Here is a 20,011-nt window from a genome sequence, read left to right on the forward strand (position 1 = left end):
CGCCCCGCTGCTTCGCGTTTCTCGTGTGCGTTAGTCCAACCAACAGGAGATCAGCATGAAGTCATTCCGGATGAGGTTTTCAATCGGCGCCGCGGCGCTGATGCTGGGCAGCCTGGCCCTTGCCCAGTCCAACTGGTACCCGGGCAAGTGGGGCCCCACCGACGAGATCGGCTCGGCCAACTACCTCAAGCCCGAGCTGGTGCAGCAGGCCGCCAAGCTCGTCACGGGCGGCAAGGTGTATTCGCTGGGCATCTCGGTCAACACGACCACGCCGGCATTTCCGCCGCGCACCTGCTCGCTGTACATCGTGCAGCCCGGCCAGACCGGCTCGGCTGCCGGGCTCGGTCCGACCCACACCACCTACAACGACGACATCCTCAACTGCTGGACGGGCATCGGCACGCAGATCGACGGCCTGGGCCACATCGGCGTGGGCGATCTCTACTACAACGGCAACAAGTGGGGCGAGTTCGCCACGATGGGAGGCCTCAAGAAGCTGGGCGTGGAAAAGATTCCGCCCATCGTGACCCGGGGCGTGCTGCTGGACATGGCGGCGCACCTGAACACCGACGTCGTGAAAGAGGGCACCGCCTTCAATCAGGCCGAGATCGAGGCGGTCGCCAAGAAGCAGGGCGTGGAGATCCGCCAGGGCGATGTCGTGATCTTCCACACCGGCTGGCTCAGCCTGATCGACAAGGATCCGAAGCGCTTCGGTTCTGTCGAGCCCGGGCTTGGACGCGAAGGGGCGCGCTACCTTGTCAGCAAGGGTGTGGTGGCCGTGGGCGCGGACACGTGGGGGCTGGAGGTGATTCCCTTCGAGAAAGACGGAGACAAGGACGGCGGCGTGTTCGGCGTCCACCAGATCCTCTTGCCGATGAGCGGCACCTACATCCTCGAGAACATCAACACCGCCGAACTCGCCAAGGACAAGGCCTACGAGTTTCTTTTCGTGCTCGGACAGAACAAGTACGAAGGCGCGGTGCAATCGATGATCAACCCGATCGCCATCCGCTGAGGGCGAAGCCGAGCCGGCACGAGCCGGCACCGGGCGGGGGCTGAGACAATGCCGGGGTCGGCGCGCAACGGCCGTCCCCGTCCTATTTCGTCGCAGCCCGCCCTTGTCCCTGCTTTCCCGCCTCATCTCGCCGCCGGCTTCAGCCGCCGACCCTGCCGATCCACAGCACATCCTGGAGGAAGTGTTCGGCTACGCCGCGTTCCGTGGCGCGCAGGCCGAGATCGTCGCGCACGTGATCGGCGGGGGCGACGCGCTGGTGCTCATGCCCACCGGCGGCGGCAAGTCGCTGTGCTATCAGGTGCCGGCCATCGCCAGGCAGCGTTCCGGGCACGGCGTGAGCATCGTCGTCTCGCCGCTCATCGCGCTCATGCACGATCAGGTCGGCGCATTGCACGAGGCCGGGGTCGACGCCGCATTCCTGAACTCCACCCTCGACTGGCAGGAAACCCAGGAGGTGGAGCGGCGCCTGGCCAGGGCCGAAGTCACGTTGCTTTATGCCGCGCCGGAACGTGTGACGACGCCGCGCTTCCTGGAACTGCTGGATTCGCTGGCATCGCGGGGCAAGCTCAGCCTGTTCGCCATCGACGAGGCGCACTGCGTGAGCCAATGGGGGCACGACTTCCGGCCCGAGTACCGGGCGCTGACCGTGCTGCACGAACGCTATCCCCGCGTGCCGCGCATCGCGCTGACCGCGACGGCCGACGACCTCACCCGGGCCGACATCGTCGAGCGCCTGCAGCTCGGCGACTCAAGGCAGTTTGTCAGCAGCTTCGATCGGCCCAACATCCGCTACCGCATCGTCGAGAAGAAGGACGCCACCGCCCAGCTGCTGCGCTTCATCGAGGGCGAGCACGAAGGCGATGCCGGCGTGGTCTATTGCCAGTCGCGCAAGCGGGTGGAGGAAGTGGCGCAGGCGCTGGCCGACGCCGGCATCAACGCCCTGCCCTATCACGCCGGCATGGATGCTTCTGTGCGCCAGCGCCACCAGGACCGCTTCCTGCGCGAGGACGGCGTGGTGATGGTGGCCACGATCGCGTTCGGCATGGGCATCGACAAGCCCGACGTGCGCTTCGTCGCTCACCTGGACCTGCCGAAGAACATCGAGGGCTACTACCAGGAAACCGGCCGCGCCGGCCGCGACGGACTGCCTGCGCAGGCATGGATGGCCTACGGCCTGCAGGACGTGGTCAACCAGCGACGCATGATCGACGAGAGCCCGGCCGGCGACGAGTTCAAGCAGGTCATGCGTGGCAAGCTCGATGCGCTGCTGGCGTTGGCCGAAGCCATCGACTGCCGGCGCGTGCGGCTGCTTGGCTACTTCGGCGAACAAAGCCTGCCCTGCGGCAATTGCGACAACTGCCTGAACCCGCCCGAGGTGTGGGACGGCACCGAGGCCGCGCGCATGCTGTTGTCGACCATCTACCGGGTGCAGCAGCAAAGCGGCATCAGCTTCGGCGCGGGACACATCATGGACATCCTGCGCGGCAAGTCGACGGAGAAGGTCAAGCAGTTCGGCCACGAACAGGTCAGCACCTTCGGCATTGGCGCGCAGCTGAGCGAGCCGCAGATGCGCAGCGTGTTGCGACAGCTGATCGCGATCGGCGCATTGGCGGTGGACGCGCAGGCCTACAACACGCTGCAACTGACCGAAGGCTCGCGCGGCGTTCTTCGCGGCGAGGTGCCGGTGCTGCTGCGCGAATCCGTCTCTTCGCCTGCATCGTCTTCGCGGCGACGCAGCCGCGGCGGCGCGTCGGGCGGCGCCTCCCGCACATCCGCCGCTGCGGCGCAACTGGATGCCATGGGGCAGCAGCGCTTCGAGGCGCTCAAGTCTTGGCGCGCAGAGGTGGCCAAGGAGCACAACCTGCCGGCTTACGTCATCTTCCACGACGCTACGCTCGCCGCCATCGCAGAGCGCGCGCCGGCCACCCTGCAGGATCTGCAGGGCATCAGCGGGATCGGGGAAAAGAAACTGACGGCCTACGGCGCTCAGGTTCTGGCGATCTGCGGCGGCTGAGTGGCATCGCCCGGTCGCCTGGACCGAGCGCGCCGCCCGGTGCTTGGAGAAGCCCGCGCATCGGGCCACAATGCCCCGTGCCCGCCGGGGTGCCCATCCAACAACGAACTCATCGAGGGGATCAGCATGTCTTTCCACCTGCCAGGGATCCGGCGCCTTGGGCAAGCCTCTGACGCCGCGTGGCGCAGCGTCCGCGCCATTGGCTGCGCCAGCGTCTTGTCACTGGGCCTGGCGGGCTGCTACTACCCCTACTACCAGCCCGTCCCGGTCGGCGCACCCGTCCCAGCCAGCTTCGACCGCTCGTTCGACGCCGTGGCAGGCGCCATGCAGGACGAAGGCCTCATGCTCAGCGTGCGCGATCGCGCCAGCGGCACGGTCGTCGGCCGGACCGGCCAGGCCACGGTCACCGGCGCGGTGCGCCAGCAGGCCGATGGCAGCGTGCGCGTGCAGTTCGATGCCACCGGGGCGCGCGACCCCGACCTGATCAACCGCGTCTCGCGCAGCTACGACCGGCGCATGGGTCGCTGAAGACGCAGGCGCCGGAAGGCAGGATCACTCGCGCATCAGGTCCTGCGGCAGCAGGATCCGGTTGTCCGTCAACTTAGGCCGCAGTTGGCCGTCCGGCCGGCTCTCGCCGGTCAACGAGCCCAAGGAGCCCTTGAGCGAACCGGAGGCCATGGCCGTCACCGGCGCGGGGCAGCGACCAGTGCGGCGCAGCTCCAGCGCCGTTGCCAGGCGCGCTTCGGCAGGGTCGCCTAGCTGGTGCGAAAGATCATCGGCCACCGTGCAGGTGGGTGCCATGCCGTCGGCATAGTTGCCTTGCTCACGGGCGTTCACGCCCTGGAACTGCACCGCGAAGTAGGTGGTGCCGCAGTTGTCCTGCGGCAGGAAGCCGTAGGGCTTGCCGCACGTGGTGCCGCCGACCAGATCGACCTTCACGCCAATGCCTCGCAAGCCGTTGACCACCGATTCGCTGGCCGAGCAGGTCGCGCCGCCGGCCAGAACCATCACACGCGACAGGTTCAACCTGGGCAGCGCTCGGCCCCTGACCGCAGGGTCGTATTGCGCCGTGGCATAGAAGGGCATGCGCGTGGACGCCGCAGATATCGCCGCGTTGAGCTTGCGGTTGAAGATCATTCGCTCGAAGGTCTGGCCAACCGTGCTGCCGCTGGGCGCGATCATGGATGCCAGCTCCGCGGCGATGCCCAGCAGGCCGCCGCCGTTGTAGCGCATGTCGAGCACGAGGTCGGTCACCGCCGCATCGCGCAAGTACGCGATGGCGTCCATCAGCGGCGCCTCGGCCGCTTGCGTGTGCGTGTTGAACTGCAGGTAACCGACCTTGCCGTCCGGGGTGTCCAGCACCTTGACGTTCATCACCGGTGAGTCGATCACCTCGGCCGACACCAGGGCCATGTCGACGCTGCTGCCGTCGACCCTGCGAAAGCCCAGTCGATGCGATTCGCCTGCCTTGGCCGGCGCCAGGCCGGCGTTGAGCGCATCGACATCGCCGCCGCTGATCACGTCGATGCCGTCGACGTTGAACAGGCGCATGCCACGCTCGATGCCGGCCGCCTGAGCGGGCGAGCCGGGCTGCACGTAGGCCACGCGCACGTCCCGCGGAGGCGCGCTGGCCAGGAAGGTGAATTCGATGCCGTAGCCCAGGTTCTGGTTGCGCTCGCTCTGCCCTTCCCAGGTAGCGGTGTCGATGCTGAAGTGGAACCGGTCCTTGGGCTTGCCGCTCGAGGTGGTGGCCGAGGTCTTCAGCACGTTGAAGTAGTCCACCGGCGTCGCGTAGTCGGCCTGCTTGAGCGCGGGCACTTCGTCATACCAGAGGTAGGTCTCGTCGATCCAGGAACGCACCCAGCGCTTCTCGTCGCTCAGGCTGCCCGGTCGATCGCGCGATGCCGCGCGTGGGGCGGCGCACATGGCCGCGACGGTTCTGGAGTCGACGATCTCGGCCGGCGAGGAAGGGGTGGGACGGGTCTGGGTGTTCGACGTGCCGCTGCCGGTCGACGAGGAGTTCGAGGTCGACGCTGACCCGTTGCTCGCACCACCGCCGACACTGCCGCCACCACCGCCGCCACAACCTGCCAAAGTGGCCAGCAACGCAACACTTGCCCACGCCGCATGGCGTGCGCTCCATCTCAAGCTCATCTTTCTGCTCCCTTGCCGTATCGGCTCTTCTTGCTCAGGCCCCGCGTCTGCCGCGGAGCGAAACCCTCAAGGTTAACGTCGCGCGAGCGCACGACGTGTGCGAAAAGGCCACGAGCGGGGCAAGACGCGCCGCAATCTGCTCAACCTTGCAAACCACGTTGAACCGAGGCGCGGAACAGGCCTGGATTGCCAGGCCAGGGGGCTAGTGGAAAAAGCCGATGCCGCGGGCTTCGCGCACCTCGGGCTTCACGCGGTGTTCCATCTCGAGCTGGTCCAGAAACTCGTCGGGCGTGAACGTGGTCGCCAGGATGTCGACCTGTCGCTTGACCGCCGCGAAGTCACCGGGGCAGAGCTGCTCCAGGCGGGCCAGGCGCGACTTGAGTCGGGCGTCGAGCAGCGCTTCGTCGCCGCCCAGCGCTTCGGTGATGAACATCCGCTCGCGCTGCTGCGCGGCAAGCGGCTTGAACTTGATCTTGAACGTGAAGCGCCGCAGCGCCGCCTGGTCGAGCCGCTCCATCAGGTTCGTGGTGCAGATGAAGACGCCTGCGTAGCGCTCCATGCCCTGCAGCATCTCGTTGACTTCGGTCACTTCGTAGGTGCGCTGGGCGCCGCGCCGGTCCTGCAGGAAGCTGTCGGCCTCGTCGAGCAGCAGGACGGCCTTCTCGGCCTCGGCCTCGCGGAACATGGCCGCCATGTTCTGCTCGGTCTCACCAACATACTTGCTCATCAGGTCGCTCGCCTGCTTGACCAGGAGGGGCCGGCCCATCTGCCTGGCGATGTGCTCGGCCAGCGCCGTCTTTCCGCTGCCCGGCGGGCCGTAGAAGCACAGGCTGCCGTGGCCGCGCGCCTTCAGGGCGGCGACGATGCGCGGCACCTCGAAACGCGACTCCACGTTGAGCATGTCCAGCTCGTAGGTGGTGACACTGGGCCGCTCGCTGCTCCTGTTCGCACCGAAGGTGCCCAGCGCCTGGTCCGCATTGCGCAGCTGGCGCTCGATGAGGCCTTCGACGGAAGTGCCTTCGGACTGGGCCAATGCTGCGAAACGGACTGCGGTGCGGATCTGCGCCGGTGTCAGCCCCTTGCGCTCGGCCAGCTTGGCGGCGAACGCCTCGCTCACGGCCACGCCTTCGAGGGTCTTGCGAACCAGTTGCTCGCGCGCGCCCGGCGGGGGCGACTTGAGCTCGAGGTGATAGGCGAAGCGCCGCCGAAAAGCCGGATCGATCTGCTCGATGCGGTTGGTCACCCACAACGTCGGCACCGGGTTCGATTCGAGGATCTGGTTGACCCACGCCTTGCCGCTCACGCTGCCCGACGTGGGCGCCGGCACATGCTCGGCGCGCGCCATGAATTGCGCCGCTTCGGTACTGATGGGTGGAAACACGTCTTCCACCTCGTCGAACAGCAGCGCGGCGCAGGCGCTGCCTTTGAGAAACGCTTGCGCGATCTGCAGCGAGCGGTAGCGGTCGCGGCCCGAAAGCGAGTTGCCGTCGCGGTCCGCATATTCCACCTCGAACAGATCGAGACCGGCCGCCTGGGCCATGACCTTCGCCAGTTCGGTCTTGCCCGTTCCCGGCGGACCGTAGAGCAGCACGTTGACGCCCGGCTCCTTGCGCGCAACCGCCGCACGAAACAGCGTGATGAGCATCGCCACGTCTTCCTCGGCGAAGGCGAAGTCGCTCACGGCCAGGCTGGACTTGGCGGATGGCCGCGTGAACACGGCCATCAGTTCGCTGTGGTCGCGGTATTCGCGCATCAGCACTGGCGGGAGCTTTTCGCTGACCTTCATCAGGTCGGCCAGATCGGTGATGTTGTGCTCGGAGATGAGGTTCTCCACCAGGCCAATGCGCTCAAGCCGCGAACCGGCGCGCAGTGCCTCGCCGACTTCGGTCGCACTCACCCCAGCCACTTCGGCGATGGCGGCGTAGGCCTCGGGCGCATTGTTGACCTTGAACTCCACCAGCAGCGAACGCAGGTCGCGCTGATAGCGCGCCAGCGTGCCGTAAAGCAGCAGCGCACGTTCGGCCCTGTTGAGCTGCAGCAGCCCGGCCAGCGCGTCGATGTTCTTCTCGACCAGCGTGCTCTGCTTGCGCAGTGCATGGGTGAGCCAGTCGCGCGTCACCGAGAGCACGGCCATCAGATCCTTGGGCTGGTCCTTGGCGTATTCGTCGAGATAGAAGAACAGCGTGCCTTCTTCGTAGGGCCCGCGCCAGACGCCATGGCGCTCCAGCAGCGTGCGCGGATCGACGTCCTCCACGCCCTGCCACACCTCGTTGCCCTGGCAGCGCCTGGACAGGAACTCGCGCAGGCGCAGCAGGACCGGCGCCGGCCAGACAAGATGCCGCCCCGTGAGCGAAAGCAGGCCGTTGAGGTCGCGCCGCACGTTGAAGCGAGGCCCTTGCTTGGCGGCAAGCGTGAGCACGAAGTGCGAGCACATCAGCTCCAGCACCGGCGCCTCGCGCAGGCCAGGCGACGGCAGGCACTGCCCGCGCGCAACGCCGGTGGCTGCATCGATCGCCGTGCGACGAACCATAATGTGCAAAGGCCTCCTGATCCAAGGAAAGTGCGGCAGCGGGCGCTACCGCCAGTGAGCGCGACCATAGCGCAGACTTTTGGCTTCGGGAAGGGTCCGCCACAGGAATAACCCGCAGTTGGCGTCGGGCCACAATCACGCATGGTCTCCGTCGAAAACATCCATCAAGCCGCCGCCAGGATCCAGGGGCACGTCCTGGCGACGCCGTTCGTCGAGTCGCGCACGCTCTCGGAGATCGTGGGCGCCCAGGTGTTCCTCAAATTCGAGAACTTGCAGTTCACGGCCTCCTTCAAGGAGCGCGGCGCATGCAACAAGCTGGCACAACTGGCTGCCGATGGCGTGCGTGGGGTGATTGCGATGTCCGCCGGCAACCATGCGCAAGGCGTGGCCTATCACGCCCAGCGCCTGGGGCTTTCGGCCACCATCGTCATGCCCCGCTTTACACCCGGGGTGAAGATCGAGCGCACGCGCGGTTTCGGCGCCGAAGTGGTGCTGCATGGCGACACGCTGGATGCCGCCCGCGAACATGCCTATGCCCTGGCCGAACAGCGCGGCCTGACCTTTGTCCACCCGTACGACGACGAAGCCATCATCGCCGGGCAAGGGACCATCGGCCTGGAAATGCTGGAGGCCGTGCCCGACCTCGACGCGATGGTGATCGCCATCGGCGGCGGCGGCTTGCTGGCCGGCATTGCCGTGGCGGCGCGCGCTGCGAAGCCCGGCATCGAACTGGTGGGGGTACAGACCACCCGTTTTCCGGCCATGTTCAATGCGGTCAAGCACACGCATCACGAGCAGGGCACCAGCAGCATCGCCGAAGGCATTGCCGTCGGCACGCCGGGCGAGCACACGCTGGCGCTGATCTCCAGCCTGGTGGACGACATCGTCCTGGTGGACGAAGGCGACATCGAGCAAGGGGTGCTGATGCTGCTCGAGATCGAGAAGACGCTGGTCGAAGGCGCAGGCGCGGCCGGCCTGGCAGCGCTCATTCGCCATCCGCGGCGCTTTTCCGGCAAGCGCGTCGGCCTGGTCCTGTCCGGCGGCAACATCGACCCGCTGCTGCTCGGGGCGATCATCGAGCGCGGCATGGTCCGTGCCGGCCGCCTGGCGCGCGTCCGTGTGAGCGCGCGCGACGTACCCGGCGTGCTGGCGCAGATCACCGCGGTGGTGGCCGAGGCCGGCGCCAATGTGGACGAGGTGCACCATCAAAGGGCTTTCACCATGCTGGCGGCGCAGAACGTCGAGATCGAACTGGTGCTGCAGACACGCGGGCGAGACCATCTGGCGGCGGTGCTGGCGGCGCTGCGCGCCGCGGGACTGCAAGCCGATTCCCAATCCTGACGCCTTCGCGACTGGCACAGCGGTGCCCTTGTGGAAGATGGATGACAGTGGTTGACGGATTCCGCCGCCGCGCACCATGGGTTGCCCCTGAGAGCCCGCCGGATGGGGGCCGGGTAAAATGATCGCCCGTTTTGCGATCTGACACCCCATTTTCAGAGTCTGAAGGAAGTTGTCACAAATGAGCCAGCCCACGCCCGCCACGCCCAGCGAAGCCGCACATCTGGAAGAAGACACGGTCGAATCGATCGTGCCGCTGATGCCGCTGGTTCTTCCCCTCTGCGGCGGCGTCCTGATGCTTTTGCTGGCATCCATCGCCGTGCTGCTGGCCTGACTTTCGCTGTTGCCGGCGCCTGAAAGCAGGCGCCGCGCCTCCGGTTCTCTACCCCCAGTTTCGAAAGCCTTTAGGGAAAGACGTTTTCTCAAACAGTCCTGCCCATGAGTCGGCAACCAGGTCTGTTCGAAAAGACGGTTTCTCAACTTAAGGAGTCTTTCGATGAACGCACCCGTAGTGAAGGGCCTGGATATCCAGGCGCCCTCTTACGTCAAGAACCCAAAGCTGGTGGCTTGGGTCGCCGAAATGGCGGCACTGTGCAAACCCGATCGCATCGAGTGGTGCGACGGCAGCCAGGAAGAGTACGACCGCCTTTGCCAGCTTCTGGTGGACGGCGGCACCTTCAAGAAGCTCAACCCCGCCAAGCGCCCCAACTCCTTCCTGGCCAATTCCGATCCGAGTGACGTCGCGCGCGTCGAAGACCGCACCTTCATCTGCTCTGAAAAGAAGGAAGACGCCGGCCCGACCAACAACTGGATGGCCCCGGCCGAGATGCGCGCCACGCTGGCGCCCCTGTTCGACGGCTGCATGAAGGGTCGCACCATGTACGTGGTGCCGTTCAGCATGGGTCCGCTGGGTTCGCCGATCGCCCACATCGGCATCGAGCTGTCCGACAGCCCCTATGTGGCCGTCAACATGAAGATCATGACCCGCATGGGCAAGGCCGTGTTTGACGTGATCGGCACCGACGGCGAGTTCGTGCCCTGCATCCATACCGTCGGCGCTCCGCTCGAGCCCGGCCAGAAGGACGTGGCGTGGCCGTGCAACAAGACGAAGTACATCGTCCACTACCCCGAGTCGCGCGAGATCTGGAGCTATGGCTCGGGCTATGGCGGCAACGCCTTGCTGGGCAAGAAGTGCTTTGCCCTGCGCATCGCATCGACCATGGGCCGCGACGAGGGCTGGCTGGCCGAGCACATGCTCATCCTGGGCGTGACCTCGCCCGAAGGCAAGAAGTACCACGTCGCCGCCGCATTCCCTTCCGCATGCGGCAAAACCAACTTCTCGATGCTGGTGCCGCCGGCAGGCTTCGAGGGCTGGAAGGTCACGACGATCGGCGACGACATTGCCTGGATCAAGCCCGGCAAGGACGGCCGTCTCTACGCCATCAACCCCGAAGCGGGCTATTTCGGCGTCGCCCCGGGCACCAACCTCACGACCAACCCCAACTGCCTGCGAAGCCTCGACCGCGACGTCATCTTCACCAACGTCGCGCTCACCGATGACGGCGACGTGTGGTGGGAAGGCCTCGAAGACGACGCCCCAGGCAAGAAGAAGCCCGACCACCTGATCGACTGGCAGGGCAACGACTGGACGCCCGCCATCGCCAAGGAAACCGGCGCCAAGGCCGCCCACCCCAACTCGCGCTTCACCGTTGCCGCCACCAACAACCCGGCGCTGGATCCGGCCTGGGACGATCCGGCCGGTGTGCCGATCGACGCCTTCATCTTCGGCGGCCGCCGTTCCACCACCGTGCCGCTGGTCACCGAAGGCCGCAACTGGACCGAAGGCGTCTACATGGCAGCCACCATGGGCTCGGAGACCACGGCCGCCATCGTCGGCCAGGTGGGCGTCGTGCGCCGCGACCCGTTCGCCATGCTGGCCTTCATGGGCTACAACATGAGCGACTACTTCCAGCACTGGCTCGACCTGGGCAAGAAGCTGGAAGCGTCAGGCGCCAAGCAGCCGCGCATCTTCACCACCAACTGGTTCCGCAAGGGCGAGGACGGCAAGTTCGTCTGGCCCGGCTATGGCGAGAACATGCGCGTGCTCAAGTGGATGATCGACCGCATCGAAGGCAAGGCCGAGGGCGTTGACCATCTGTTCGGCGTGAGCCCGCGCTACGAGGAAGTGAACTGGACCGGTCTGGATTTCAGCGCCGATCAATTCCAGCGCGTCACGAGCATCGACAAGGCCGCCTGGGAAGCCGAGCTCAAGCTGCATGGCGAACTGTTCGAGCAGCTCAAGCACCACCTGCCCAAGGAACTGCCCGAGACCAAGGCCGCGATCGAGCGCCGGCTCGCCGCCTGATCCACGCGTTCAGGCAAGCAAAAAAGGCCGCCCTTGTGGGGCGGCCTTTTCATTTGAGGTGACAGCAGGAGATCAGTAATAGCGAACCATGCGTGCGCGGCGGGTGGATTCGTACAGGCTCAGCGCCTCGAACACGTCACGCTGCTCTGCAGCGGCTGCCTGTGCCGGGGCTGCCGGCACTTCAGTCTGCTCCTGGCGGCTGATCGCCACTTGCAGTTCGTGCATCACGCGCGGGTCATACTCGGCATAGGCCATGTACTGGGCGTCGGCGCGCTTCTGGGCGCGGCGTTCGGCGATCGGCTTCCAGGCGGTGGCGACGCGATCGCCAAGCTTGGCGGCCACATTCGTGCCCAGGGCGATCACGGCGAAGATCAGGACCGACAGAGCGACCCAGGCGACGACCATCTCGGCCGTTTCCAGGCCCATGACCATGTTGTCCAGCGCCACCAGCGCTGCGGCAATGACGCCAGCCAGCACGGCGGCCGACACGCCGCGAATGCCGTCGAGGCGGCCGCGCGCAGCGCGCAGTTCGGTAGCGACGGCCAGAGCGCGCTCTACGCCGGGATGTTGTTGGGGGGCTTGAACTTGAACAAAACTGGTCATGATGATTTCCTCTCCAAGGCTTGTGGCCTGTGTGTATGACTGAATCTTAGGGTTTGCCCTAGTGTTTTTCAAATTTATCTTTGTGATGCTATTCATTCACAACGATGATGAACGTCAACTTTCGCACGCTTGATCTGAATCTCCTGCGTGTGTTCGACGAGGTGATGGCCGAACGCAACCTCACGCGTGCCGCACGCAATCTCGCGATCACCCAACCTGCCGTCAGCAACTCCTTGCGGCGCCTGCGCGAGCTGCTCGGCGACGAACTGGTCCATCGCTCCGGGGCCGGCGTGCAACCGACGCCCCGGGCCCAGGCCATGTGGCCGGCCGTTCGGGAGGCGTTGCGCCAGTTGCAGCACACCCTCGCACCGTCCGAATTCGATGCGGCGAATGCACGCACCACCTTCGTGCTGGCCATGGCGGATGCCACGGCTGCCGGCCTGATGCCGGGCCTGATCGACATCGTCGAGCAGGAGGCGCCGGGCATTTCGCTGCGGACGCTGCCGCTCACGACGCGCGATCCGCGGCCGCAACTCGAAGACGAGTCCGCCGACATGGCGATCGGCTACTTTCCGGCATTGATCGCGAACCTGGCGGCTGCGGCGCAATCCGGTGAATCGATGCCCTTCGAGTCGCAGCGGCTCTACGAAAGCCAATACGTGTGCGTGATGCGGCGCGGGCACCCGCTTTCGGCCGCGCCGCTCAGCCTGGACGACTTTTGCGCGGCGCGCCACTTGCTGGTGAGCTTTTCCGGCAGGCCCTACGGATTCGTGGACCAGACCCTGGGCGCGCTGGGCCGTGAGCGCCGGATCGTCGCCACTGTCAACCAGTTCTTCACGGCTGGCCGCGTGGTGGCGGGATCAGATCTGTTGACGGTGCTGCCTCGCCACTTCATCGGCACGACCGGCTATGCCGAACATCTGGTGTTCCGGGAATTGCCGCTGGAGCAACCCCTGATGCATGTGGATGCCGTCTGGCATCGGCGGGCGCAGTTCGGTCATGCGCATGAATGGCTTCGCCATTCGCTGGTGCGCGCGGCGGAAGTCGCTTTCACGACGCCCGCGGTCAGGTGACGGTTTGGGCTTGGCGCTCAGCGAACGACACGCAGCCAGGCGCTGGCGGCGGCGCGCAGTTCTTGCGCGTGGCGGGCATCCAGGCCGGCGCTGTCGTCTGCGGCCTGCATGAGCCTTGCCGCATGGCTGGGCTCAGAAGCCTTGGCAGTGAACAGACGGGCGAGTTGTGCGATCAGGTTGGACATTGTTTTTTCCCTTGTGGTGACACCGGTTCGGCGTCGATGTCGTAACTTTAGGGGTTAACCCTAGTTCGTGCGCGCCGTCGTTATGCATTCGTTGCATAACCAAATTCACCCGGCCGAATTCGCGCTTCTGGGGTCGCCGAGGCGGCTCGCATCGCACAGGCCACAATGAGGCGATGAAGTTGCAACTGCTCTCCGACCTTCACCTGGAAGTCCATCCCGACCTGCACATTCCTGCGGCACCCGGGGCCGATCTGCTGGTGTTGGCCGGCGACATCGGCGGCTATCAGGCTGGCTCGCGCCTGACCGACACCGACTTCGGCCTGGCTCGCTTCTCGCCGCGCCAGGGCTGGCCGGTGCCGGTGCTCTTCGTACCGGGCAACCACGAGTACGACAACGACGACTTCGACGAGGTGCATGCACGCTTGCAGGATTGCTGCGAGCGCCTGGGCATTCGCTGGATGGAATCGCAGGTCTGGGAGCACGAAGGCGTGCGCTTCATCGGCAGCACGCTATGGAGCGACTTCGACGCGCTGGTCGATCCGCGCGAGCCCATGACCGATCAGCTGACCAAGCGCGGCAAGGCCATGCGAGCGGCCAACTACTACCTCCAGACGACCGGCGGTACACGGGGGGGCGCACCCTTTCTTGCCGATGGCGTGCGTGAGCAATCGCTTCGAAGCCAGGAATGGCTGCGCGCGGCGCTCGACACACCCTACGACGGCACGACGGTGGTGGTCACTCACTTTGCGCCGACTCTTGCCAGCGCGGACCCGCGCTACGGCCTCACGCCCGGAACAGCCGGGTTCTGCAATTCGCTGGACGACCTGCTGCCCAAGGCCGGGCTCTGGCTTCACGGGCATCTTCATTGCCCCTTCGACTACGTGAAGCAAGGCTGCCGGGTCGTGGCCAATCCGTTGGGTTACAAGAGCAAGGGCGAGCAGGTCGGCTTTCGGCCGCAGTGGCTGGTCGACGTGCCTCGGCGCTAGCCGAATGCGAAGCCGGGCCGACGTCGATCAGGCTGCTTGCGGGCCGGGTCGGCCGGCTTCGATCACGAAGCTGGCCTGCGCGGACAACGCGGCGTCCTCCGCTGCAGGATGCGCGGTGGCGCGGAACTCGCACCGCATCTGGGCCGGCCCGATGTCGAGCAGCGTGTAGCCGCGCTGGTCGCCGCGGGCATGGTGCAGGTCCGGATTGCTCTGGCGAAGGCGGGACATGTCTTCCAGCCCGGCGCCGCGGGAGGTGATGGAACCACCCACGATCTCGCTGGCCAGCACCGGCGAGGCCGGATCGTTCGGGCGGGCGCGCAGATCCGCCGCCACGAAGCGATGCACGTCGCCGCCCAGCACGACGACATCGCGCACCTCGGCCTGTGCGATGCCGTCCATCAAGCGCTGGCGGGCGGCCGGGTAGCCATCCCATCCGTCCGTCCAGAACTGGCGGCCCTGCGGCGTATCGATGCCGATCGAACTGAGCTGTGTCGATTGCGCCAGCAGTTTCCAGCGCGCGCCGGAGCCGGCCAGCCCGTCCCCCAGCCAACGCTCCTGCGCCAGACCGAGCATGGTCCGCGCAGGATCGTCCAACTCCGCGCAGCCGATCACCTGTCGGCCATGGTCGCGCCGCGGATCGGCGCAGGCGTGGTGGCTGCGGTGCTGGCGGCAATCCATCGTCCACAGGTCCGCAAGCCGACCCCAGCCGAAGCGATCGTGAATGCGCATCTGCGCGCCGGTGGGACCGAGCGCCACCGGCATGTGCTCGAAATAGGCGCGGTACGCCGCGGCACGGCGCTGCAGGAACGTGGCGGCATCGGTCGGCTCGGGCTCGCGATCGGCGGCGTAGTCGTTGACCACCTCGTGGTCGTCCCAGGTCAGGATCCAGGGATGCGCCGCATGGGACGCCTGCAGGTCGGCGTCGCGTTTGTAGTGGGCATGCCGGGCCCGGTATTCGTCCAGCGTCCGGGGCTCACCCGCCTCGTGGCGGCGCACGGCCCGCGCGGCGCCCACGTGGCCTTCGTAGATGTAGTCGCCGACGAAGAGGACGGCATCCAGGTCGCGGCGGGCGATCTCCCGGTGGGCGGCATAGAAGCCTTGCTCGTAATGCTGGCAGGCGCCCAAGGCGAGGCGCAGGCGGTCCACGGCCGCGTCGGCGGCGGGCGCGGTGCGTGTCCGCCCGACCGGGCTTTGCGCGTCGCCGCAGGAAAAGCGATACCAGTACTGCCGCGCCGGCGCCAGGCCGGTCACGGCGGCGTGGACGCTGAAGACACGATCGGCATCGGTGTCCTGCTCGCCGTGGGCCACGCGGCGGCGGAGGGATTCGTCGGCGAAGACTTCCCAGCGCACGCGCACGGGCGGCCTGGCATCGCGCTCGGCGGCGTCTTCGCCGGGCGGCGCCAGGCGCGTCCAGAGCACGACGCTGTCGGGGCGCGGCATGCCGCTGGCCACACCCAGCGAAAAAGGATCGAGGCGCCAGCGCGGCCCCGGCGCACCCGAGGCCGATGCCGCCGGCAGGCCCCACGCCGAAAGCGCCAGGCCCAGCGCGGCACGGTGAAGGTCTCGGCGGCGCAACAAGATGGTCGACATGGCGCGCATTGTCTCCGTCCGGCGCACGAATCTGGTCCCGTCGTGGGCCACACTCGGCGCATGAGAGTCATTGTTCTGGGCGCCGGTGTCATTGGCGTGAACACCGCGTGGCACCTGCTGGAGCGCGGGCACGATGTCGCCTTGGTCGATCGCCAGAGCGACGCCGCGCTCGAAACGAGCTTTGCCAATGCCGGCCAGATTTCCGTGAGCTACTGCGAGCCCTGGGCCTGGCCCGGCGCACCGCTGCAGATCCTCAAGTGGATGGCGCAGTCAGAGGCGCCGCTGCTGTTCAAGCCAAGGGCCGACTGGCGGCAGTGGCGCTGGGGCCTGCAGTTCCTGGCCCAGTGCAACGAGCGCGCTTTTGCCCGCAATGTGCGTCAGTTGCTGGCCCTGGGCGCCTACAGCCAGCAGGCGCTGCACGAGACGGTCGCGGCCACGGGCATCGAATACCACCGGATCACGCGCGGCATTGCGCACTACTTCTGCGACGCCCGTTCGTTGGACGTAGCCGGCCAGGCGGCAGACATGATGCGCGGGCTCGGCGTCGAGCGCCGCGTGCTCGATCGCGATGCCCTGCTCGCCGTCGAGCCGGCGTTTCGCAGCTTTGCGCACCGCATCGTCGGCGGGACCTACACGCCCAGCGATGAGTCGGGCGACGCCCGCGTGTTCACCCAGGCCCTGACGCGGCTTTGCGCCGCCCGCGGGGCGCGCATGCTGTTCGGCCGCGACATCCAGAGCATCGAAGTGGAAGGCGGCGAGGCACGGGCGGTCTGGCTGTCCGCCGCGCGCGGCCAAAGTTCGGCCAGCAACGACATGCGCCTGCAGGCCGACGCCATCGTGGTCGCCTGTGGCTCGTGGACCGCGCCGCTGCTGCGGCCGCTGGGCATCGATCTGCCGATCTATCCCGGCAAGGGCTACAGCGCGAGCCTGCCCATCCTGCGGCCGGAAGCCGCTCCCTGGATCAGCACCATTGACGACGAGATGCATTGCGCCTTTACCCGCATGGGCGACGTGCTGCGCGTGGCCGGCACCATCGAGTTGAACGGCTATGACTTGTCGCTGGACACGCCGCTCGCCCGCACCCGCTGCGAGATGCTGGTGCGGCGGGTGGAACAGGTGCTGCCCGGCGTGTGCGACACGCGCACCCAAAGCCAGGGTGGCACGCCGAACTTCTGGACCGGCCTGCGACCGGCGACACCCACCAACATCCCGATCATCGGCCGCACCCGCGTGCGCGGGCTGTGGGTGAATGCGGGCCATGGCACGCTGGGCTGGACGCATGCGGCCGGCTCTGGCAAGGCGATAGCGGCATTGATCAGCGGCGAGCGCGCGCCGATTCGCGACTTTGCTTTTCACGGGATGGACTGAACGTGCTCAACGGCTTGTGGCTCGGCTTCTTCGTGACGGCGGCGCTGGCCGCCCTGGTGCGATGGCTCGGCGGAGACCCCAGCGTGTTCGCCGCCATGGTCGAAAGCCTGTTCGCGATGGCCCGGCTATCGGTCGAGGTGATGGTGCTGTTGTTTGGCACGCTCACCCTGTGGCTGGGATTCCTGCGCATCGCCGAGGCGGCCGGCCTGGTCGCGCTGCTCGCCCGCGCGCTGGGGCCGCTGTTCGCGCGGCTGATGCCCCAGGTGCCGCCCGGGCATCCGGCGCTGGGCCTCATCACGCTCAACTTCGCGGCCAACGCACTGGGCCTGGACAACGCGGCGACACCGATCGGCCTGAAGGCGATGCGCGAACTGCAGTCGCTCAACCCGAACCCCAAGGAGGCGACCAATGCGCAGATCCTGTTCCTGGTGCTCAATGCGTCATCGCTCACGCTGCTGCCGGTGAGCATCTTCGTGTATCGCGCGCAGCAAGGCGCGGCCGATCCGACGCTGGTGTTCCTGCCCATCCTTCTGGCCACCTGCGCATCGACCGTGGCCGGGCTGTTGGCGGTCGCGCTGATGCAGCGCATCCGGCTCTGGGACCCGGTCGTGCTCGCCTACCTGCTGCCGGCCGCGCTGGCGCTGGGCGGTTTTCTGGCGCTGCTCGCAAGCCTCGGCGCAGCGGCGCTGGCCGCACTGTCGTCGCTGCTGGGCAACCTGGCGCTCTTCGGCATGATCCTGATGTTTCTTCTGGTGGGTGCCTGGCGCCGCGTGGGCGTGTACGAACGCTTCGTCGAGGGCGCCAAGGAAGGCTTCGACGTCGCCAAGAACCTGCTGCCCTACCTGGTGGCCATGCTGTGCGCCATTGGCGTTCTGCGTGCGTCCGGCGCCCTGGACTACGTGCTCGGCGGCGTGCGCTGGCTTGCGGACCACGCCGGATGGGACACGCGCTTCGTCGATGCGCTGCCGACCGCGCTGGTCAAGCCGTTTTCAGGCAGCGCCGCGCGGGCGCTGCTCATCGAGACGATGCAGAGCCAGGGCGTCGACAGCTTCGCAGCGCTGGTGGCGGCCACCATCCAGGGCAGCACCGAAACCACCTTCTACGTGCTGGCCGTGTATTTCGGCGCGGTGGGCATCCAGCGCGCGCGACATGCGGTGGGTTGTGCCCTGCTGGCCGACCTGGCCGGCGTCGTTGCGGCCATCGGCGTGTGCTACTGGTTCTTCGGTTGATGGGTGGCCCGGCCGGACCATTTGTCACAGCTTCACACCCCCACGGACGCAGACAACTGGACGATCGGCCAGAATAGACGCCCTCTGCGTCGGCGCAGCCAGAACCAGAACATTCAGTGAGTCCACCCCGCAAGGCCCAGTCGCCCGCTTTCAGCAGCACCGAATTCCGCATCGCCCTCGGCATGTTTGCCACGGGCGTGACGATCGTCACCGCACGTGCTGCCGATGGCGCGCTGGTCGGGCTGACCGCCAATTCCTTCAACTCGGTGTCGCTGTCGCCGCCGCTGGTGCTGTGGAGCCTGTCGCGCAGCGCGGGCTCGATGCCCACCCTGAGCGCCGGTTCGCACTACGCCATCAACATCCTCGCCGCCGACCAGATGACGCTGGCCGAGCGATTCGCCACGCGCAACATCGACCGCTGGGCCGATGTCCAGTTCGAAGTGGGCGTGGGTGGAGCGCCGGTGCTGGCTGGCGCCGCAGCCAGCTTCGAATGCTTCAACCGCAGCCGCTACGAGGAAGGCGACCACGTCATCTTCGTCGGCGAGGTGGAGCGATGCGCCCACCGTGTCGGCGCGTCGCCGCTCCTGTTCCACGGCGGCCGCTACTACACCGAGCATCCCCTGTGATGCCGCACCGAAACCCGCGCACCGCTTCATGATCGCCCGCAAGGACCACCTCGACACCCTCGCCGTCTCGCTCCTCATCGCCTGCTGTGCGTTCTGGGGGCTGCAGCAGATCCTCATCAAGACCACGGTCACCGAAGTGCCACCGATGTGGCAGGCCTCCATCCGCATGGGCGGCGCGGTGGTGCTGCTGTGGCTGTGGTGCACAGCGCGCGGCGTCAAGCTGTTCGAGCGCGATGGAACGCTCGCGGGCGGCTTGCTGGCGGGCCTGCTCTTCGCGGCCGAGTTCGTCTGCATCTACATCGGGCTGCAGCACACGAGCGCGTCGCGCCTGACGGTGTTTCTCTACACGTCGCCCTTCTGGGTGGCCGTGCTGCTGCCGCGATTCGTGCCGGCCGAGCGCTTGCGCATGGCGCAGTGGGTGGGGCTGGCCATCGCGTTCTCGGGCGTGGTGCTCGCGTTCTCCGAGAGCCTGGGCCACAGCCAGCCCGGGCAGTTGCTCGGTGACGCATTGGCACTGGCGGCAGGTGCGCTCTGGGGCCTGACGACCATCGCCATCCGTTCCACGCGTCTGGCCACCGCCAGCGCGGAAAAGACGCTCTTCTATCAAATCGCCGTGACGGCGGCCGTCACGCCCGTGCTTTCGCTGTTGATGGGCGAGCACTGGTCGGTGACCTACTCGGGCTATGCCTGGATGTCGATCGGCCTGCAGACGGTGATCGGCGCCTTTGCCAGCTACCTGGCCTGGATGTGGATGCTGCGGCACTACCCGGCCACGCGCATCTCGTCCTTCACCTTCCTGACACCGCTGTTCGCGCTGGTCTTCGGCGTGGCGCTGCTCAAGGAGCCGCTGACGCTGCAACTGGTGCTGGCGCTGTGCGGCGTGGGCCTGGGCATTCTGCTGGTCAACCGCCGCGCCTGATGCGGCACGCGCGTTC

The 20,011-nt window shown here is 67.0% G+C and carries 17 protein-coding genes; 12 read left to right on the forward strand and 5 right to left on the reverse strand.

The features are described 5' to 3' along the window. Positions 1 to 70: 70 nt before the first annotated feature. The 3 genes from QTH91_RS19515 (at position 71) to QTH91_RS19525 (ending at position 3,557) form a co-directional block, all read left to right on the forward strand. Positions 71 to 1,015, forward strand: a complete 945-nt coding sequence (locus QTH91_RS19515; RefSeq protein ID WP_286661804.1) for a cyclase family protein — start codon at positions 71 to 73, stop codon at positions 1,013 to 1,015. Positions 1,016 to 1,139: 124 nt separating this feature from the next. After that, entirely contained in the window at positions 1,140 to 3,029 is a 1,890-nt protein-coding gene (gene recQ / locus QTH91_RS19520; RefSeq protein ID WP_390369063.1) for a DNA helicase RecQ, read from the forward strand. A gap of 126 nt (positions 3,030 to 3,155) precedes the next feature. Continuing rightward, a complete protein-coding gene (locus QTH91_RS19525; RefSeq protein WP_286661805.1) occupies positions 3,156 to 3,557 on the forward strand; it encodes a hypothetical protein in 402 nt (133 codons plus the stop codon). Positions 3,558 to 3,581: 24 nt separating this feature from the next. Here QTH91_RS19525 and QTH91_RS19530 read toward each other — a convergent pair whose 3' ends face one another. Both QTH91_RS19530 and QTH91_RS19535 read right to left on the reverse strand, forming a co-directional pair. Further along, positions 3,582 to 5,183, reverse strand: a complete 1,602-nt coding sequence (locus QTH91_RS19530; protein ID WP_286661806.1) for a S41 family peptidase — start codon at positions 5,181 to 5,183, stop codon at positions 3,582 to 3,584. A 202-nt stretch (positions 5,184 to 5,385) separates the two neighbouring features. Next, positions 5,386 to 7,713, reverse strand: coding sequence for an ATP-binding protein (locus tag QTH91_RS19535; RefSeq protein ID WP_286661807.1), 2,328 nt, complete (start codon positions 7,711 to 7,713; stop codon positions 5,386 to 5,388). Positions 7,714 to 7,854: 141 nt separating this feature from the next. Here QTH91_RS19535 and QTH91_RS19540 point away from each other — a divergent pair, with 141 nt between their 5' ends. From QTH91_RS19540 to QTH91_RS19550, 3 genes are all read left to right on the forward strand, one after another. Next, positions 7,855 to 9,054 carry a threonine ammonia-lyase gene (locus QTH91_RS19540; protein ID WP_286661808.1) on the forward strand — a complete coding sequence of 400 codons (1,200 nt, stop codon included), beginning with the start codon at positions 7,855 to 7,857 and terminating at the stop codon, positions 9,052 to 9,054. Between the two features lie 178 nt (positions 9,055 to 9,232). Next, positions 9,233 to 9,385, forward strand: coding sequence for a hypothetical protein (locus tag QTH91_RS19545; protein WP_286661809.1), 153 nt, complete (start codon positions 9,233 to 9,235; stop codon positions 9,383 to 9,385). A gap of 162 nt (positions 9,386 to 9,547) precedes the next feature. Then, on the forward strand, positions 9,548 to 11,416 hold the full coding sequence (locus tag QTH91_RS19550) for a phosphoenolpyruvate carboxykinase (GTP) (protein ID WP_286661810.1): 1,869 nt from the start codon (positions 9,548 to 9,550) through the stop codon (positions 11,414 to 11,416). A 72-nt stretch (positions 11,417 to 11,488) separates the two neighbouring features. Here the strand turns inward: QTH91_RS19550 and QTH91_RS19555 are convergent, their stop codons facing one another. After that, positions 11,489 to 12,019 carry a hypothetical protein gene (locus QTH91_RS19555; protein ID WP_286661811.1) on the reverse strand — a complete coding sequence of 177 codons (531 nt, stop codon included), beginning with the start codon at positions 12,017 to 12,019 and terminating at the stop codon, positions 11,489 to 11,491. 107 nt (positions 12,020 to 12,126) lie between these two features. Between QTH91_RS19555 and QTH91_RS19560 the strand changes: the two genes are divergently transcribed. Then, positions 12,127 to 13,092 (forward strand): LysR family transcriptional regulator, encoded by a 966-nt coding sequence (locus tag QTH91_RS19560; protein ID WP_286661956.1) that lies wholly within the window; start codon positions 12,127 to 12,129, stop codon positions 13,090 to 13,092. Positions 13,093 to 13,109: 17 nt separating this feature from the next. Here the strand turns inward: QTH91_RS19560 and QTH91_RS19565 are convergent, their stop codons facing one another. Continuing rightward, positions 13,110 to 13,277, reverse strand: a complete 168-nt coding sequence (locus tag QTH91_RS19565; protein WP_286661812.1) for a hypothetical protein — start codon at positions 13,275 to 13,277, stop codon at positions 13,110 to 13,112. Between the two features lie 173 nt (positions 13,278 to 13,450). On the opposite strand from QTH91_RS19565, the gene QTH91_RS19570 reads away from it, so the two are divergent. After that, positions 13,451 to 14,263 carry a metallophosphoesterase gene (locus QTH91_RS19570; RefSeq protein ID WP_286661813.1) on the forward strand — a complete coding sequence of 271 codons (813 nt, stop codon included), beginning with the start codon at positions 13,451 to 13,453 and terminating at the stop codon, positions 14,261 to 14,263. A gap of 27 nt (positions 14,264 to 14,290) precedes the next feature. Here the strand turns inward: QTH91_RS19570 and QTH91_RS19575 are convergent, their stop codons facing one another. Continuing rightward, positions 14,291 to 15,853 carry an alkaline phosphatase D family protein gene (locus tag QTH91_RS19575; protein ID WP_286661814.1) on the reverse strand — a complete coding sequence of 521 codons (1,563 nt, stop codon included), beginning with the start codon at positions 15,851 to 15,853 and terminating at the stop codon, positions 14,291 to 14,293. A 60-nt stretch (positions 15,854 to 15,913) separates the two neighbouring features. On the opposite strand from QTH91_RS19575, the gene QTH91_RS19580 reads away from it, so the two are divergent. The 4 genes from QTH91_RS19580 (at position 15,914) to QTH91_RS19595 (ending at position 19,995) form a co-directional block, all read left to right on the forward strand. Then, positions 15,914 to 17,221: a D-amino acid dehydrogenase gene (locus QTH91_RS19580; protein ID WP_286661815.1), complete on the forward strand. Its 1,308-nt coding sequence runs from the start codon at positions 15,914 to 15,916 to the stop codon at positions 17,219 to 17,221. Positions 17,222 to 17,223: 2 nt separating this feature from the next. Beyond that, positions 17,224 to 18,450 (forward strand): nucleoside recognition domain-containing protein, encoded by a 1,227-nt coding sequence (locus QTH91_RS19585; protein ID WP_286661816.1) that lies wholly within the window; start codon positions 17,224 to 17,226, stop codon positions 18,448 to 18,450. A 182-nt stretch (positions 18,451 to 18,632) separates the two neighbouring features. Then, positions 18,633 to 19,076 (forward strand): flavin reductase family protein, encoded by a 444-nt coding sequence (locus tag QTH91_RS19590; RefSeq protein ID WP_301334696.1) that lies wholly within the window; start codon positions 18,633 to 18,635, stop codon positions 19,074 to 19,076. Between the two features lie 28 nt (positions 19,077 to 19,104). Beyond that, positions 19,105 to 19,995, forward strand: a complete 891-nt coding sequence (locus QTH91_RS19595; protein WP_286661818.1) for a DMT family transporter — start codon at positions 19,105 to 19,107, stop codon at positions 19,993 to 19,995. Positions 19,996 to 20,011: the final 16 nt, after the last annotated feature.

Origin of the sequence: Variovorax dokdonensis, from assembly GCF_030316895.1 — a bacterium.
In the GTDB taxonomy this organism is placed as follows: domain Bacteria; phylum Pseudomonadota; class Gammaproteobacteria; order Burkholderiales; family Burkholderiaceae_C; genus Variovorax; species Variovorax dokdonensis.

What these genes read in the sequence shown, in the direction of transcription:
- QTH91_RS19590 (WP_301334696.1), top strand. Translation starts at nt 18,633, where the DNA reads ATGTTTGCCACGGGCGTGACGATCGTCACCGCACGTGCTGCCGATGGC.
- QTH91_RS19570 (WP_286661813.1), top strand. Translation starts at nt 13,451, where the DNA reads ATGAAGTTGCAACTGCTCTCCGACCTTCACCTGGAAGTCCATCCCGAC.
- QTH91_RS19580 (WP_286661815.1), top strand. Translation starts at nt 15,914, where the DNA reads ATGAGAGTCATTGTTCTGGGCGCCGGTGTCATTGGCGTGAACACCGCG.
- QTH91_RS19535 (WP_286661807.1), bottom strand. Translation starts at nt 7,713, where the DNA reads ATGGTTCGTCGCACGGCGATCGATGCAGCCACCGGCGTTGCGCGCGGG.
- QTH91_RS19540 (WP_286661808.1), top strand. Translation starts at nt 7,855, where the DNA reads ATGGTCTCCGTCGAAAACATCCATCAAGCCGCCGCCAGGATCCAGGGG.
- QTH91_RS19515 (WP_286661804.1), top strand. Translation starts at nt 71, where the DNA reads ATGAGGTTTTCAATCGGCGCCGCGGCGCTGATGCTGGGCAGCCTGGCC.
- QTH91_RS19575 (WP_286661814.1), bottom strand. Translation starts at nt 15,853, where the DNA reads ATGTCGACCATCTTGTTGCGCCGCCGAGACCTTCACCGTGCCGCGCTG.
- QTH91_RS19530 (WP_286661806.1), bottom strand. Translation starts at nt 5,183, where the DNA reads ATGAGCTTGAGATGGAGCGCACGCCATGCGGCGTGGGCAAGTGTTGCG.
- QTH91_RS19545 (WP_286661809.1), top strand. Translation starts at nt 9,233, where the DNA reads ATGAGCCAGCCCACGCCCGCCACGCCCAGCGAAGCCGCACATCTGGAA.
- QTH91_RS19565 (WP_286661812.1), bottom strand. Translation starts at nt 13,277, where the DNA reads ATGTCCAACCTGATCGCACAACTCGCCCGTCTGTTCACTGCCAAGGCT.
- QTH91_RS19555 (WP_286661811.1), bottom strand. Translation starts at nt 12,019, where the DNA reads ATGACCAGTTTTGTTCAAGTTCAAGCCCCCCAACAACATCCCGGCGTA.
- QTH91_RS19525 (WP_286661805.1), top strand. Translation starts at nt 3,156, where the DNA reads ATGTCTTTCCACCTGCCAGGGATCCGGCGCCTTGGGCAAGCCTCTGAC.
- QTH91_RS19550 (WP_286661810.1), top strand. Translation starts at nt 9,548, where the DNA reads ATGAACGCACCCGTAGTGAAGGGCCTGGATATCCAGGCGCCCTCTTAC.
- QTH91_RS19595 (WP_286661818.1), top strand. Translation starts at nt 19,105, where the DNA reads ATGATCGCCCGCAAGGACCACCTCGACACCCTCGCCGTCTCGCTCCTC.
- QTH91_RS19560 (WP_286661956.1), top strand. Translation starts at nt 12,127, where the DNA reads ATGAACGTCAACTTTCGCACGCTTGATCTGAATCTCCTGCGTGTGTTC.